9 protein-coding genes, 3 tRNA genes and 1 pseudogene are annotated in these 14,717 nt (G+C 61.3%); 5 read left to right on the forward strand and 8 right to left on the reverse strand.

Translation table 11 applies throughout. The features are described from left to right. Window positions 1-74: 74 nt before the first annotated feature. Window positions 75-1,985 carry a potassium transporter Kup gene (locus Q9451_RS09200; protein ID WP_012273783.1) on the forward strand — a complete coding sequence of 637 codons (1,911 nt, stop codon included), beginning with the start codon at window positions 75-77 and terminating at the stop codon, window positions 1,983-1,985. Between the two features lie 34 nt (window positions 1,986-2,019). On the opposite strand, the pseudogene Q9451_RS09205 reads toward Q9451_RS09200, so the two are convergent. The 5 genes and pseudogenes from Q9451_RS09205 to Q9451_RS09225 all read right to left on the reverse strand — a co-directional run bounded on the left by Q9451_RS09205 (window position 2,020) and on the right by Q9451_RS09225 (window position 6,712). Beyond that, window positions 2,020-3,311, reverse strand: a pseudogene (locus Q9451_RS09205) (AcvB/VirJ family lysyl-phosphatidylglycerol hydrolase). Next, window positions 3,311-5,953: a bifunctional lysylphosphatidylglycerol flippase/synthetase MprF gene (gene mprF / locus Q9451_RS09210; protein ID WP_012273781.1), complete on the reverse strand. Its 2,643-nt coding sequence runs from the start codon at window positions 5,951-5,953 to the stop codon at window positions 3,311-3,313. The pseudogene Q9451_RS09205 and the gene mprF overlap by 1 nt, the downstream one beginning before the upstream one ends. A 261-nt stretch (window positions 5,954-6,214) precedes the next feature. Then, window positions 6,215-6,291: transfer RNA gene (locus Q9451_RS09215), tRNA-Met, on the reverse strand. 133 nt (window positions 6,292-6,424) lie between these two features. Further along, a tRNA-Met gene (locus tag Q9451_RS09220) sits at window positions 6,425-6,501 on the reverse strand. Window positions 6,502-6,635: 134 nt separating this feature from the next. After that, window positions 6,636-6,712 (reverse strand) — tRNA-Met (locus Q9451_RS09225). 221 nt (window positions 6,713-6,933) lie between these two features. Between Q9451_RS09225 and dinB the strand changes: the two genes are divergently transcribed. Further along, entirely contained in the window at window positions 6,934-7,992 is a 1,059-nt protein-coding gene (dinB, locus tag Q9451_RS09230) for a DNA polymerase IV (protein WP_171577274.1), read from the forward strand. Between the two features lie 26 nt (window positions 7,993-8,018). Here dinB and Q9451_RS09235 read toward each other — a convergent pair whose 3' ends face one another. The 3 genes from Q9451_RS09235 to Q9451_RS09245 form a co-directional block, all read right to left on the reverse strand. Then, window positions 8,019-8,972: a hypothetical protein gene (locus Q9451_RS09235; protein ID WP_012273779.1), complete on the reverse strand. Its 954-nt coding sequence runs from the start codon at window positions 8,970-8,972 to the stop codon at window positions 8,019-8,021. Between the two features lie 20 nt (window positions 8,973-8,992). Further along, complete coding sequence (locus Q9451_RS09240) at window positions 8,993-10,708, reverse strand: proline--tRNA ligase (RefSeq protein WP_012273778.1); 1,716 nt, start codon at window positions 10,706-10,708, stop codon at window positions 8,993-8,995. Window positions 10,709-10,868: 160 nt separating this feature from the next. Then, entirely contained in the window at window positions 10,869-12,152 is a 1,284-nt protein-coding gene (locus tag Q9451_RS09245; protein ID WP_012273777.1) for an OprD family porin, read from the reverse strand. 90 nt (window positions 12,153-12,242) lie between these two features. On the opposite strand from Q9451_RS09245, the gene Q9451_RS09250 reads away from it, so the two are divergent. From Q9451_RS09250 to Q9451_RS09260, 3 genes are all read left to right on the forward strand, one after another. Further along, window positions 12,243-13,223, forward strand: coding sequence for an IS5-like element ISPa16 family transposase (locus Q9451_RS09250; RefSeq protein WP_038410028.1), 981 nt, complete (start codon window positions 12,243-12,245; stop codon window positions 13,221-13,223). Window positions 13,224-14,039: 816 nt separating this feature from the next. Then, entirely contained in the window at window positions 14,040-14,459 is a 420-nt protein-coding gene (locus Q9451_RS09255) for an HIT domain-containing protein (protein WP_012273776.1), read from the forward strand. 1 nt (window position 14,460) lies between these two features. Then, the gene (locus Q9451_RS09260; RefSeq protein ID WP_012273775.1) at window positions 14,461-14,667 is read left to right on the forward strand and encodes a SlyX family protein; all 207 of its coding nucleotides are present in this window, start codon (window positions 14,461-14,463) and stop codon (window positions 14,665-14,667) included. Window positions 14,668-14,717: the final 50 nt, after the last annotated feature.

Genomic DNA, 14,717 nt, shown 5'->3' on the forward strand with positions numbered 1-14,717 from the left:
CGCCAGCGTACCTTCATGGGCCTGGTAGCAGAGTGATTACCAAGGGCCGTGATGGCCGTGTGCGGGAGTGGTCGATGGTTCAGGCAAGCAGTCACGCTGAGGGCGGGCACGAGGGCAAGCAGGGGGCAGCGCGGTCGCTGGGCCTGCTCGTGGCGGCGGTCGGGGTGGTTTATGGCGATATCGGCACCAGCCCGTTGTATACCCTCAAGGAAGTTTTTACCGGCGGTTATGGGGTGCCGGTCAACCATGATGGTGTGCTGGGGATCCTGTCGCTGATCCTGTGGTCGCTGCTGTGGGTGGTTTCGTTCAAGTACGTGATGTTCATCCTGCGCGCCGACAACCAGGGCGAGGGCGGCACCATGGCCCTGACCGCGCTGGCGCGACGGGCCACGGCGGCCTATCCGCGGCTGCGCACGCTGATGGTGATTTGCGGGTTGATCGGCGCTTCGTTGTTTTATGGCGACAGCATGATCACCCCGGCAGTATCGGTGCTGTCGGCAGTGGAGGGCATGGGCCTGGCGTTTGACGGTATCGACCATTGGGTAGTGCCGATTTCGCTGGTGGTACTGGTGGCACTGTTCCTGGTGCAGAAGCACGGTACCGAGACGATCGGCAAACTGTTCGGCCCGATCATGGTCACCTGGTTCGTGGTGCTGGGCGCGCTCGGTGTGCATGGCATCTCGCAGAGCCCGGAAGTGCTCAAGGCCTTCAACCCAGGCTGGGCGGTGAACTTCTTCGTGGTGCACCCCGGCATGGGCGTGGCCATTCTCGGCGCGGTGGTGCTGGCGCTGACCGGTGCCGAGGCGCTGTACGCCGACATGGGGCATTTTGGCCGCAAGCCGATCGCCCGGGCCTGGTTCATCCTGGTGCTACCCGCGCTGGTGCTCAACTATTTCGGCCAGGGTGCACTGCTGCTGCAAAACCCGGAGGCAGCACGTAACCCCTTCTACCTGCTGGCACCGAGCTGGGCGCTGTTGCCGTTGGTCGGGTTGGCCACGATGGCCACGGTGATTGCCTCGCAGGCGGTCATTTCCGGGGCGTTTTCCCTGACTCGCCAGGCCATTCAGCTGGGTTACATCCCGCGCATGCAGATCCAGCACACCTCCAGCGACGAACAGGGGCAGATCTACATTGGCGCGGTGAACTGGACGCTGATGGTGGGTGTTGTGTTGCTGGTGATCGGCTTCGAGTCGTCAGGCGCTCTGGCTGCGGCCTACGGGGTGGCGGTGACCGGTACCATGCTGATGACCACCATCCTGGTGTCGGCGGTGATGCTGCTGCTGTGGAAGTGGCCGCCGGTGCTCGCCGTGCCGCTTCTGATGGGCTTCCTGTTCGTCGACGGGCTGTTCTTCGCCGCCAACGTGCCGAAAATCGTCCAGGGCGGTGCCTTCCCGGTGTTGGCTGGCGGTGTACTGTTCCTGCTGATGAGCACCTGGAAGCGCGGCAAGCAGATTCTGGTGGAGCGCATCGACGAAGGCGCACTGCCGTTACCGCTGTTCATCAGCAGTATCCGCATTCAGCCGCCGCACCGGGTTGAAGGTACGGCGGTATTCCTGACCGCACGTTCCGATGCCGTGCCGCATGCACTGTTGCACAACATGCTGCACAACCAGGTGCTGCACAGCCAGGTTGTGCTGCTGACCGTGGTCAGCGAAGACCAGCCACGGGTGCCAGAGCATGAGCGTTTCGAGGTAGAGGCCTACGGCGACGGATTCTTCCGCGTGTTGCTGCACTTCGGTTTCATGGATGAGCCGGACGTGCCGGCGGCGTTGAAGCTGTGTCATCTGGATGACCTGGACTTCACGCCGATGCGCACCACCTACTTCCTCAGCCGCGAGACGGTGATCGCGTCGCGGCTGGAAGGGATGTCGCGCTGGCGAGGCAACCTGTTTGCGTTCCTGTTGAAGAATGCCAACGGCAACCTGCGCTTCTTCAACCTGCCACTCAACCGAGTGATCGAGCTGGGAACTCAGGTCGAGATCTGAATGCCAAGGGGCCGCAAAGCGGCCCCAATCATTGTCAGTTCTGCTCAGCCACGCTCGATTTGCCCTGGCGGGTCTCGATCTCGCCAATCAGGCGTTTGGCCAGCGCCGGGTAATTTTCGTCGAAGTGGTGCCCCCTGGCAGTTTCAGGCGTTCACCTACTGCGGTCTTCTCCGTGCAGCCACTCTCGTCGGTTTCCTCGACGCCATACACACACACCACCTTGGATGCTGGCAGCTTGGCCATTTCCGGCCCGGTTGGCGCTTCCTGGCCTTCCTTGCCCAGCCAGCCCTCGACCTCGATCTCGAAGCTGCCACTGCGGGCAAACGCCAGCAACATCACGGCATCGATGCGCTGTTGGTCTTCTGGTGGCAGGCGGTTGTAGATGGCTGGCAACACGTCAGCACCGAATGAATAACCCGTCAGCACGAAGCGCTTGGTACCCCATTTCTGCCGGTAGTGCTGCATCAGTTCGGACAGGTCGGCGGCGCTTTGCTCCGGAGTCTTGTGCTGCCAGTAGTAGCGCAGCGTGTCGATGCCCACCACCGGGTAGCCCAGCTTGGCCATTTCCCCGGCCACGTCGCGGTCGAGGTCGCGCCAGCCACCATCACCGGAGAGGAACAGGGTGACCGTGTCGGTGGTCTGCCCAGCCGGTACCTCGACCACCGGGATGGCTAGGGCATTGCCGTCGTGGCCGACCAGGGCTTGGGTCAGTTGCGCCTTGAGCACTTGTGGCAGGTGGATGTCGTAGTCGCTGATGCTGGTTTCGGCATTGGCCTGGTCGCGCACGAAGGCGGCGCTGGCGTCATCCGGGTTGTCGTTCCAGGCGACACTCCAGTGGCCATGGGTAGCCGATTTAGGCAGCGGTGCCTGGCAGCCGGGTTGTTCGACGGTGAAGTCCACGGAAATTGCCCGGGCCTTGTCATCGTTCTGGCTGGCCAGCCAGCGCCAGGCCTGGGCGGCGCCAGGGCCGATACCGGCTACCAGCGTCGGCTTTTCTGGTAGCGCGGCAAGGGCCTGATCCATGACCTGTTGCTGCTTGCTGCAGTCGTTAGGCGGCAAGATCACCTGCACCAGCTGGGCTTCGCCGGCTTGGCTCAGGTCCAGCAGTTGCTTGTCGGTCAGTGCCTGATCCTGTGGCACGCCGATGGCCACCCGGGCCTTGGGGTGCACGCCTGGGGTAGCCCGGGTGATGCTGGTGTCATTGATGCTCAATTGCTCAAGGCGCGCCTCGGGGGCCGGGCGCGTCCACAGCCAGAACGCCAGCGCACCACCCAGGGCGGCCAGCAGCAAGGGAACCAGCAGGTACAGCCAAAAGCGTCGGGTCATCAACGTTTCACCAATCCAGTCAGGCCGCCTGCGATCAGGGCGGCGGTGTCGGCCAGTGCCACCAGCGGGTCGAGCCCGGCCGGCACGGCCATGTAGCGGGGTTCCCAATCCGGTTGGAATTTGTCCTTGAAGCGGCGAAGCCCCTGGAAGTTGTAAAGCTGCTCGCCACGGCGGAACACCATCGAGCCCAAACGCTGGGTCAAAGGCGCGCCACGCCGTGGTTGCAGGCCGGACAGCGGTACCATGCCCAGGCTGAAACGCCCGTAGTCATGGCTTTTGTAATGCAGGATCAAGCCAATCATCATGAATTCCATGGTCAGCTTTGGCGCCTCGGGGTGCGCACGCATCAGGTCGAGGCTGGCCAGTTCGTTGCCATGGGTTTCCAGCAGGTTGGCGAAAGCCACCGGGCGCCCCTGGAAGCGGATCAGTGCTATGCGGAAATGCTGCAGGTAGTCCGGGCTGAAGCGCCCCAGCGAGAAGCCTTTCTCGCGCACGTTCTTGCCGCCGAGCCAGGCATCCGAAATTTCCTTCAACTCAGCCAGCGGGGCGTGGCCGGGTTCATGGATTTCCAGGGTCAAGCCATCGCGCCCGCCGCGGTTCCAGGTGTAGCGCAGGTCTTTCATCTCCTTGCCCTTGGCTTCAAGGTCGAAGCGGCGCAAGTCGACCCGGGCTTCCTCGCCCAACTTCAGGGCGGTCAGGCCGATGTCCATGTAGAACGGCAGGTTTTCCGCACGTACCTGGTAGAACACCGGCCGGGCGTGGTGCAGGTCGCACAGGTCGCGGAACTGCCAGATCATCTCGGCGCGTTCCTGAGCCGGGCCGATCGGGTCGTACAGCGCCACCAGGCTGCGGCCGCGCCGGGCGTACATGAGGAATGCATTGTCACGCGGGTGGAACAGCAATGCCTTGTCGCCGGTCAGTGCCAGGCCGCCGTCGGGCTGATCGGAGGCCAGCAGGATACGGTTGGCGCGTTGCAGCTCTTCTTCATCGGGCAGGTGGATCACTGGCGGCGCGGTGCGCAGCAGCCAAGTCAGCGCCACGGCAGCCAGCAGCAATGCACTGCCCATGGCGGCGCGCAGGCCCCGCGGGGCGTCGGCATCGAGGGTGAACTGCCACCACAGCTGATGGCTGTAGGGCACATCCTGGTAGGCGAACAGCAGCAGCCACACCGATGCACCTACCGCACAGGCGCTGGCCACCAGGAACACCGGCGAGAAGGGGAGTTCCAGCAGACGGCTGGGGCGGTAGAACGAGCGACGGAACAGGGCGAGCAGGGTGGCGGTGAAGGTCAGCAGGCTGGCCTCTTCCCAATCAAAGCCCTTCAGCAGTGACAGCAGGGCGCCGACCAGCAACAGCACGGTGGTCAGCAGCCAGGCGGCGGACAGGCGCCTGCGCAAGCCCTGTGCCAGCAGCAGGCACAGCACGCCGATCAGGCTGGCGCCGAAATGCGAGGCATCGATCAGCCGGTGCGGGACCAAAAAGCCCATGTGCTCCAGGCGCGTGTCGATCTCGGGTGTGGCACCCGAAAACAGCAGCACCACGCCAGACAGGAACACCAGGATCGACAGGATCGGTGCGGCCAGCCCCGAGGCGGCCTTGATGGCCTGTTGCGCGAACAGCAGGCGTCGGGCTTCATTGGCCAACAGCAGCACACAGGCCAGCAGCAGTGGCAGGACCACATAGATCAGCCGGTACAGCAGCAGGGCAGCCGCCAGCGGTGCGGCACCGAGCTGGTCGGCAAAGGCCGCCAACAAAATCGCTTCGAACACCCCGACGCCACCCGGTACGTGGCTGAGCACACCCGCAGCCAGGGCCAGCAGGTACACCAGCACGAATGCGCCGAAAGGGGGCGCTTCGGGCAGCAGCAGGTACAGCACGGTGGCGGCCGCCGCCACATCCAGCGCGGTGATCAGCAGTTGCAGGGCGGCCAGGCGAGCATCAGGCAGGCGAAGTGTACGCCGGCCCAGTTGAACGAGCAGGTTGTTGGCCAGCGGTTGCTCGGCCAGCCGTCGACGGTATAAGCCAATGACCAGCAAGACGGACGCTATCAGCACCGCGCTGGCGATACCTGCCAGCAGCCCGGGCGCCAACCCCAGTGCAGTCGAAGCCGCCGGCAGGTTGCTCAAGGTCGCCAAAGCGGCCAAGGGCGGCAGCGCGCAGCCCAGTGACAGGCTGGCAAACACGGTCATGCGGGCGACTTCGCCAGCACCAAGCCCCTGGCGTGCATACAGGCGGTAGCGAACCGAGCCGCCGGATAACATCGACAGGCCGATGGCGTTACCGATGGCAAAGGCGCTGAAACCGCCCAGTACCAGGCTGCGTGCTGGCAGCTTCACGCCGGCATAGCGGCTGGCCGACCACTCGTAGCCCAGCAGAATCACGAAGCCGACAACCGTTGCCAGCAAGGCACCCAGCAAAGACTGGGTTGGCACGCTGAGCATGGCATCGTGCAAGGCATAGATGTCCAGCTCGCTGAGCAAGTGGCGGCAGGCGATCAAGGCCATGGTGAACAGCAACAGGGTCACGACCAGGCCAATGGGCTGGCGGTAGCGACTCAGGCGCTCAAGCAAAGGCAGACGCTGCACGGCACCGGGCAGCGCCGAGGCGAGCGGCACCGGAGGTTCGGGATTGTGCGAAGTCATGAACAACCCCGGGCGAGTTGCGCGAGGTAAAGGAAAGGTGCGGCCAAGTGGAAGTCCCTTAGGAAAACGTATCCAATGTTACTCCGGCCTCATGCGCTTTCAGCGGCCTGGCAGGGTTAAAGATAGTTCATCCTGGGCACAACGCATCAAGCCTGCGGGTTGGCTTGAAGGGAGGGGGAAACGAGGCGACGAATAACAGGGAGGCATAAAGCAACAAACCCCGCGCTGCTGTTACACAGGCGGGGTTTGTTCTGACGAATATGGTTGCGGGAGCCGGATTTGAACCGACGACCTTCGGGTTATGAGCCCGACGAGCTACCAGGCTGCTCCATCCCGCGTCAGAGTTGCGCATTCTACAGCTTGCTGGTTGGGTGTCAAGCGCCAAGCGTTGATTTTACGAAGTTTTTCGCAAACACTTTTTCGCGGACAAAGAAAAAGGCCACTGTGTAAACAGTGGCCTTTTCTTGAATCTGGTTGCGGGAGCCGGATTTGAACCGACGACCTTCGGGTTATGAGCCCGACGAGCTACCAGGCTGCTCCATCCCGCGTCAGTGGGGCGGATTCTACAGCTTGTGGGGGGTATGTCAAGCGCTAAGCTTTGATTTTTCGAGATTTTTTCGAAAACGCTTTTCAGCGGGCAAAGAAAAAGGCCACTGCGTTAACAGTGGCCTTTTCTCGAATCTGGTTGCGGGAGCCGGATTTGAACCGACGACCTTCGGGTTATGAGCCCGACGAGCTACCAGGCTGCTCCATCCCGCGCCTGTGAGATCGAATTCTACGGATTTACTTCCTGGTGTCAAGCAATTGTTTTGGAAAAAGCTTTTTTGTTCAAACCCTTAGCGCTTGAGAACAGTATTCGGCACAGGCGCGGCGGGGCTTTCAGGCCGATTATCGTGTGGCGATGCGGGTGAGCTGTTTCAGTGCAGGGTGCATGCGATACTATCTGTATGAATTTACAGTGCTGACGGTCGTCCATGTCCTTGCGCAAGATCATCCACGTCGACTGCGATTGCTTCTACGCCGCGATCGAAATGCGTGACGACCCGCGCCTGGCCGGGCGGCCCATGGCGGTGGGGGGCTCGCCCGATCATCGTGGGGTAATTGCCACCTGCAATTATGAAGCGCGTGCCTATGGGGTACGCTCGGCCATGTCGTCGCGGCATGCGCTGAAGCTGTGCCCCGATCTGTTGATCGTAAAGCCGCGCTTTGAAGCCTACCGTGAGGCCTCGCGGGAAATTCACGGCATTTTCCGCGACTACACAGAGCTGATCGAGCCTTTGTCGCTGGACGAAGCCTACCTGGATGTAAGCGACAGCCAGTGGTATTCGGGCAGTGCCACGCGCATCGCCGAGGATATTCGCCGGCGTGTTGCCCGCACCCTGCATATCACCGTGTCGGCGGGGGTGGCGCCGAACAAGTTTCTGGCCAAGATCGCCAGTGACTGGCGTAAGCCCAATGGGCTGTTCGTGATTACCCCGGCTGAAGTGGAGGCGTTCGTTGCAGCCTTGCCGGTGGCCAGGTTGCATGGGGTGGGCAAGGTGACGGCCGACAAGCTGACGCGACTGGGTATCGAAACCTGTCTGGAGTTGCGTGAGTGGTCACGGCTGGCGCTGGTGCGCGAGTTTGGCAGTTTTGGTGAGCGATTGTGGGGGCTGGCGCGGGGTATCGATGAGCGTGCGGTACACAACGACAGCCGACGCCAGTCGGTCAGCGTGGAAAACACCTACGACACCGACCTTCCAGACCTGGCCAGTTGTCTGGCGCGGCTGCCAGAGCTGCTGGATAGCCTGAACGAACGTATTGCCCGCATGGACAACAGTTACCGGCCGGACAAACCGTTCGTTAAGGTCAAGTTTCATGACTTCAGCCAGACCACCATGGAACAGGCGGGGGCGGGCCGGGACCTGGAGAGTTATCGGCAGTTGCTGGGGCAGGCGTTCGCCCGGGGTAGCAAGCCGGTGCGCTTGCTAGGGGTAGGGGTGAGGTTGCGCGACTTGCGCGGGGCGCATGAACAGCTGGAGCTGTTCCCGCCTAAATGAATGGGGCTGCAACGCAGCCCCATTTGTTATTGCACGCCTGGATCAGCCACCAACCGGCCGGTGGCCTTGGTCAGCGACTGCAGAAACTCCTGCTGTAGCTCTGGATCGTTGCGGGTCAGCTCGATCAGGCTCTGCTCCATTTCGCTGGCCTCCTCTTCAAGGCCCAGCTCGGACAGGCGCTTGACCCGATGTACCCACTGACCGACATCGTCATCTTCGAGGTCATCGAAGATCAGCTCATGAGCCTCGAGCAGCTTGTTGCGCAGGGTGGCACTGACCAGCAGGCTGGCATCACCTCGCACAGCATTGTCTTCGTCGAGTACCTGAAGGTGCAGGGTGCCGACGTGGTTGAGGTTCTGCTCGGAAAACGGGCTGTCGAGCAGGTTCAGGCGCAGTACGCCATTTCTGTCGGTGGTCAGCTCGTGGGTCATCTTGCCGGCCTTGACCTCGACCAGGCGTTCGCTCCAGGGCACGCTGGTAGATTCCTCGCGCTGGCTTTTCTGCACTTCGCTGATCCCCGCCAGGTTCTGCTGCGCACGGCCGTTGGAAGGCACGTTCATGAACGGGTTGAGCCCGTCCACGCCGTAGCTGAGCCAGTCGTGGGTGATGCTTTGCGGCAGATTGCCCAAGGTGAAGACATTGATCACGTTGGCGCCGACACCAGCCACCACGGCCACTGCACCCAGCGGGATCTCATAGATCTCCCGCCAGGGCTGGTAAGGCGTATAGCGGTCATAGCGACGGGTGACTTCGAACTCGGTGACCTCGAAGCGCTTCTGCTCATGCACGCGCACACGTCGCTGCGGGAGCTCCATCACCTTCGGCTCGCCGACATCGATCTGCAGGGTGTGCTCGAGCAGTTTGCGCTCGACGCGCTCCTCATGGTCGCTGCGCTGGGACATCTGATTGGCGCAACCGCTGACGAGCAGGGCGCCGCACAGTGCGGCGCCCCCCAGGGTAAAGGTACTTCGCTTGAACATGATCACTCGTGCATTGGTTATCAGCGGCGAACGCGGGCCTGCAGGAAGGTCAGCACTTCATTGAGCGGCAGCGCCTGGGCGTCCTGCTCGGTGCGGTGCTTGTACTCCAGGTTGCCGTCGGCCAGGCCGCGATCGCTGACGACGATGCGGTGCGGGATGCCGATCAGCTCCATGTCGGCAAACTTGATGCCTGGGCTGGTTTTCTTGTCGCGGTCGTCCAGCAGCACTTCGAAGCCTGCGGCGGTCAGTTCGGCGTAAAGCTTGTCGGTTGCCTCGCGGACCACGTCGGTTTCATAACGCAGGGGTACCAGGGCAATCTGGAATGGCGCCAGGGCGTCGTTCCAGATGATGCCCTTGTCGTCATAGCTCTGCTCGATGGCAGCTGCGACCACACGGGACACACCGATGCCGTAGCAACCCATCGACAGAACGACCGGTTTGCCGTTCTCGCCCAGTACCTGGCACTTCAGTGCTTCGCTGTACTTGGTGCCGAGCTGGAAGATGTGGCCCACTTCGATACCGCGCTTGATCACCAGGGTACCCTGGCCGTCCGGGCTCGGGTCGCCTTCAACCACGTTACGCAGGTCGGCGACCTGTGGAACCGGCAGGTCACGCTCCCAGTTCACGCCGAAGTAGTGTTTGTCGTCGATGTTGGCGCCAATGCCGAAGTCGCTCATCAGTGCAACCGAACGGTCGATCACCACCTCCAGTGGCAGGTTCAGCGGGCCGAGCGAACCGGCGCCGGCACCGATGGCCTCGCGCAGTTCGGCGTCGGTGGCCATGATCAGCGGGTCGGCAACCTGCTCCAGCTTGGCGGCCTTGATTTCGTTCAGCTCGTGGTCGCCACGTACCACCAGGGCCACCAGCTTGCCTTCCTCGGCGCCGCGTACGATCAAGGTCTTGACGGTTTTCTCGATCGCCAGGCCGTGGTTTTCCACCAGTTGGGCGATGGTCTTGGCGTCTGGAGTGTCGACCAGGCGCAGTTCCTCGGTAGGGGCTGGGCGCACGGTTTCACGCGGGATGGCCTCGGCCTTTTCGATGTTGGCGGCGTAATCGGAGCTGTCGCTGAAGATCACGTCGTCTTCGCCAGACTCGGCCAGCACGTGGAACTCGTGCGAGTAGCTGCCGCCGATCGAGCCGGTGTCGGCCTGTACAGGCCGGAAGTCCAGGCCCAGGCGGGTGAACACGTTGCTGTACGCCTGGTGCATGCGGTCGTAGGTTTCCTGCAGGGAAGCCTGGTCGGCATGGAACGAGTAGGCGTCCTTCATGATGAATTCACGGCCACGCATCAAGCCGAAGCGTGGGCGGATCTCGTCACGGAACTTGGTCTGGATCTGGTACATGTTGAGCGGCAGCTGTTTATAGCTGGACAGCTCGTTACGGGCCAGATCGGTGATCACTTCTTCGTGGGTAGGGCCGACGCAGAAGTCGCGCTGGTGGCGATCCTTCAGGCGCAGCAGCTCAGGGCCATACTGCTCCCAGCGACCGGATTCCTGCCACAGTTCGGCGGGCTGGATGCTCGGCATCAGCACTTCCAGGGCGCCGGCGGCGTTCATTTCCTCACGCACCACGGCCTCGACCTTGCGCATTACCCGCAGGCCCATCGGCAGCCAGGTGTACAGGCCGGAGGCCAGTTTGCGGATCATGCCGGCACGCAGCATGAGCTGATGGCTGATGACCACTGCGTCGGCAGGGGTTTCTTTCTGGGTGGCGAGCAAATATTGACTGGTGCGCATGGTTAGCCGTGTCGATTGCCTAAGACGTTGAAATAGCCCCGCATTGTACGGGGGCGAAACGAAGGCGTACAGGATGCCCCAGGGCGTGGCACTTGTCAGCCAAGAAAAAGCCCGGCGTGATCGCCGGGCTTTTTCAAGTGCGGGGCACTGCAAGCCAGGCTTACAGGATGCTCAGCGGGTACTCCACGATCAGACGCAGTTCGTCGATCGATGGGGAGCCGTAGTACACGCCATCGCCCGAACGGTAGGTGGCCTGACGTACGCGGAAGCTCAGGTCCTTGGCCGGGCCGCTTTGCATCACGTACTTGACGTCGATGTCGCGTTCCCATTCCTTACCGTCGTCGGTGGTGCGGGTGGAGGCACCGGTACCGCGCACGTAACGGGTCATGAAGGTCAGGCCTGGTACGCCGAACTCGGCGAAGTTCAGGTCATAGCGCGCTTGCCAGGATTTTTCGTCTTCGGCGTTGAAGTCGGAACGGGCAACCGAGTTGGCCAGGAAGATCGTGCCGCCACCGTCCACGCCGTAGGCATAGTCACCGTCGCCGCTGACTTTCTGGTAGGCCAGGGTGAAGGTGTGTGCGCCAATGTTGTAGGCGGCCGAGAGGCTGGCTGCAATGTTGTCCAGTTCGTTGCTGCCGTCGGACTTGCTGACGAATGCGCCGGTCAGGTTGTCGCCGATCGACTTGGTGTCGTAAATGTTGAAGTCGAACACCAGGCCTTGCTTGTCGCTGATCGGCAGCGCCCAGTTGATGTTGCCGTACCACTTGCGGAAGTGGTCTTCGACACGCGAGTAGTAAACGCTGGTGCTGAGGTTTTCGGTGATGGCGTAGGTGCCACCAAAGACGTTGGCCTCGGTCAGGTTCAGGCTGTCGTGGTAAGTCTGAGCCTGTGCGTTCAGCGCGGTGAAGTGACCGGCGTGCAGGGTCAGGCCATCGATTTCGTTGCTGGTGATCAGGCCGCCTTCGGCAACTTCCGGCAGCAGTCGGCTGTCGTCGGTAGCCAGTACTGGCAGTGCGGTGAACTGGTCGCCGAACTTCAGCACGGTGTTGGAAATGCGCATTTTCACTGCGCCGCCGCCTTCGGAGTAGTCATCCTGCGAGCGACCGTCGGAGCCTTCCGGGAACAGGCCGGTGCCGGCACGGCCTTTGCCGCTGTCCAGCTTGATGCCGAGCATGCCGATGGCGTCGACGCCGAAGCCGACGGTACCTTGGGTGAAGCCCGACTCGAAGGTGCCGAGGAAGCCGAGGCCGGTTTCTTCAACGCGGCTCTGGGAGCCAGACGGGACGTTGCGGAAGTCTCGGCTGAAGTACAGCATGCGGGTTTTGACGTTCAGCTTGCTGTCTTCAATGAAACCTTTGGACTCGTCTTGTGCCGAGGCCATTGCCAACTGCGAGGTCCCTGCCGCAACGGCCAGGGCGATCATGCTCCACTTCATCACGCGCATCGTGATTTGCTCCTTTGGTTTTTAGGGAAGGTCTGAAAAAGACTTCCCGAATCTGGTGAAATACGCCGATCCCGCCAGCCGAGTTTTTCCATGAAGCAGATGACCTTCGCCGACGCCGAGTACGCCGGCAAGCGCAAGCAGACCCGTAAGGAATTGTTCCTGATCGAGATGGATCAGGTGGTGCCGTGGAAGGGATTGATTGCCCTGATCGAGCCACACTACCCAAAGGGTGAAGGTGGTCGTCCAGCCTATCCGCTGATGGCCATGTTACGTATCCATCTGATGCAGAACTGGTTCGGCTACAGCGACCCGGCCATGGAAGAAGCGCTCTACGAGACGACCATCCTGCGTCAGTTCGCCGGGCTGAGCCTGGAGCGCATTCCCGACGAAACCACCATCCTCAACTTCCGTCGTTTGCTGGAGAAACATGAGCTGGCAGCCGGCATCCTCGGCGTAATCAATGGCTACCTGGGGGATCGCGGCCTGTCGCTGCGCCAGGGCACTATCGTCGATGCCACACTGATCCACGCACCCAGCTCGACCAAGAACCAGGACGGCAAGCGCGACCCGGAAATGCACCAGAGCAAGAAAGGGAACCAGTATTACTTTGGCATGAAGGCGCACATCGGCGTGGATGATGAGTCGGGGCTGGTACACAGCGTGGTAGGCACGGCAGCCAACGTGGCGGATATCACCCAGGTCGACAAACTGCTGCACGGTAACGAGAACGTCGTCTGCGCCGATGCCGGCTACACCGGCGTCGAAAAGCGCCCCGAACATGCGGGCCGCGAAGTGATCTGGCAGGTCGCAGCACGCCGCAGCACCTACAAGAAGCTCGATAAACGCAGCGCCCTGTACAAAGCCAAGCGCAAGATCGAGAAGGCCAAGGCACAAGTGCGAGCGAAGGTCGAGCACCCGTTTCGAGTGATCAAGCGCCAGTTCGGTTACGTGAAGGTGCGCTTCCGTGGCCTGGCCAAGAACACCGCTCAGCTGGTGACGCTGTTCGCGCTGTCGAACCTATGGATGGCGCGCCGACATTTGCTGACTACCGCAGGACAGGTGCACCTGTAATGCGGAAAATGGCTGCTGCGAGGTGCTCGCGGCGGCCAAAAACGGAGAACTGAGCGGGTTACCTGGTCGATTTTGATCGACGGCCCGCTTTCAAAAGCAGCAAGGGCTGAAGTCGACCGGAAATACAGGGTTACTTCAGACCTTCCTTAGGAAGAGTACCGCTGCGTCCATGTGTTTTAGTTATATGGGGCAGCTCTTTCTTTTTATGTCGGCGAAAATGTATAGCACGCTGACTGTTGTTGGCGATATGGCTATAAGCACTCTTTGCGGAACTTTTTCGCCATGTCGCTTTTAGATATTTCCATGTCGCAAATCACGCCCCGGTTTAAGGGCCGTACAACGCCAGCGCTGTTCCTGTCACCGTAACAAATCGGTAACTACCGATTCTGGTTGAGGAAACTCCCTGGTAACCAATGCCGCTGTTGTTATTTGTCGCGTACACCTGCCGTTGCAGATGTCGTGCCGACTTGGCGTGAAGTGAATGCAACAAGCGTGCTCAAAATTCACAACACTTCATGAAATTTTCACAAAACCTGCTACCGAGGGTCGGAAAGTGCCGTAAATACGGGCCGAAGGCGGGTTGATGAGAAATTGGAGTCGAGAATCATTAAAATTTAAAAAGCTGCCATGAAAGTCAATGTGTTACCGCAACTTGTTCATCCAGAGTCGTTTGTGGGGTGGCAAGTGTGGGAAGGGCGGACAGGCGGCCTCATTTTGGTGCGAAAAGTAGCGCTGTGTTACCGGGAATGTGCAAGGTATCCTTGCAGGCCTGTTTTCCGCTCGATGCGGGATGGTTTTGCCTGAAGGAGATATGCCGTGTTCGTCCTCGATTCACGTTTGCAGCTGGATTCCCTGGTGCTGGGGGAGTTTGCGCTGTGCCAGTTGCTGCTAAGCAAGGATGCCAATTACCCATGGTTCATCCTGGTGCCCAAGCGCGCCGGCATCAGCGAACTGTTCGAGCTGGATGCGGCAGAACAGCAACAGTTGTGGCAGGAAACCACCGTGTTGGCCGAAGCACTGAAGACCAGCTACGGCGCTGACAAGATGAACGTGGCAACGTTGGGCAATGTGGTCAGCCAGCTGCATATGCATGTGATCGTGCGCCGGCGCGACGATGCTGCCTGGCCGGCCCCGGTTTGGGGCAAGTGCCCGTCGGTGGCGTACACCGATGATCAGCTGCAAGCCGTTCGCCAGCGCCTGCGCGGGCTGCAATTGGCTGGTTACCAGGAGGCCTGAAATGACACTGGAAATGCGTATGGTGGAACTGGAAACCCGTCAGGCGTTTCAGGATGACACTATTCAGGCGCTGAATGACGTGGTCGTCGAGCAAGGGCGGGTGATCGACCGGCTGCAATTGCAGATGGCCGAGCTGATCAAGCGTCATGAAGAGATGGTTGGCCAGTACGGCAGCGAAGGGGAAGAGGCGCCGCCGCCGCATTACTGACTACTGCTTGGGCATGCTCTCCGTGAGAGCGGGCAAGCCCGCGCTCACGG

Source organism: Pseudomonas sp. NY8896 (genome assembly GCF_039634505.1).

What these genes read in the sequence shown, in the direction of transcription:
- Q9451_RS09200 (WP_012273783.1), top strand. Translation starts at nt 75, where the DNA reads ATGGTTCAGGCAAGCAGTCACGCTGAGGGCGGGCACGAGGGCAAGCAG.
- Q9451_RS09250 (WP_038410028.1), top strand. Translation starts at nt 12,243, where the DNA reads ATGAAGCAGATGACCTTCGCCGACGCCGAGTACGCCGGCAAGCGCAAG.
- Q9451_RS09260 (WP_012273775.1), top strand. Translation starts at nt 14,461, where the DNA reads ATGACACTGGAAATGCGTATGGTGGAACTGGAAACCCGTCAGGCGTTT.
- mprF (WP_012273781.1), bottom strand. Translation starts at nt 5,953, where the DNA reads ATGACTTCGCACAATCCCGAACCTCCGGTGCCGCTCGCCTCGGCGCTG.
- Q9451_RS09245 (WP_012273777.1), bottom strand. Translation starts at nt 12,152, where the DNA reads ATGCGCGTGATGAAGTGGAGCATGATCGCCCTGGCCGTTGCGGCAGGG.
- Q9451_RS09240 (WP_012273778.1), bottom strand. Translation starts at nt 10,708, where the DNA reads ATGCGCACCAGTCAATATTTGCTCGCCACCCAGAAAGAAACCCCTGCC.
- Q9451_RS09235 (WP_012273779.1), bottom strand. Translation starts at nt 8,972, where the DNA reads ATGTTCAAGCGAAGTACCTTTACCCTGGGGGGCGCCGCACTGTGCGGC.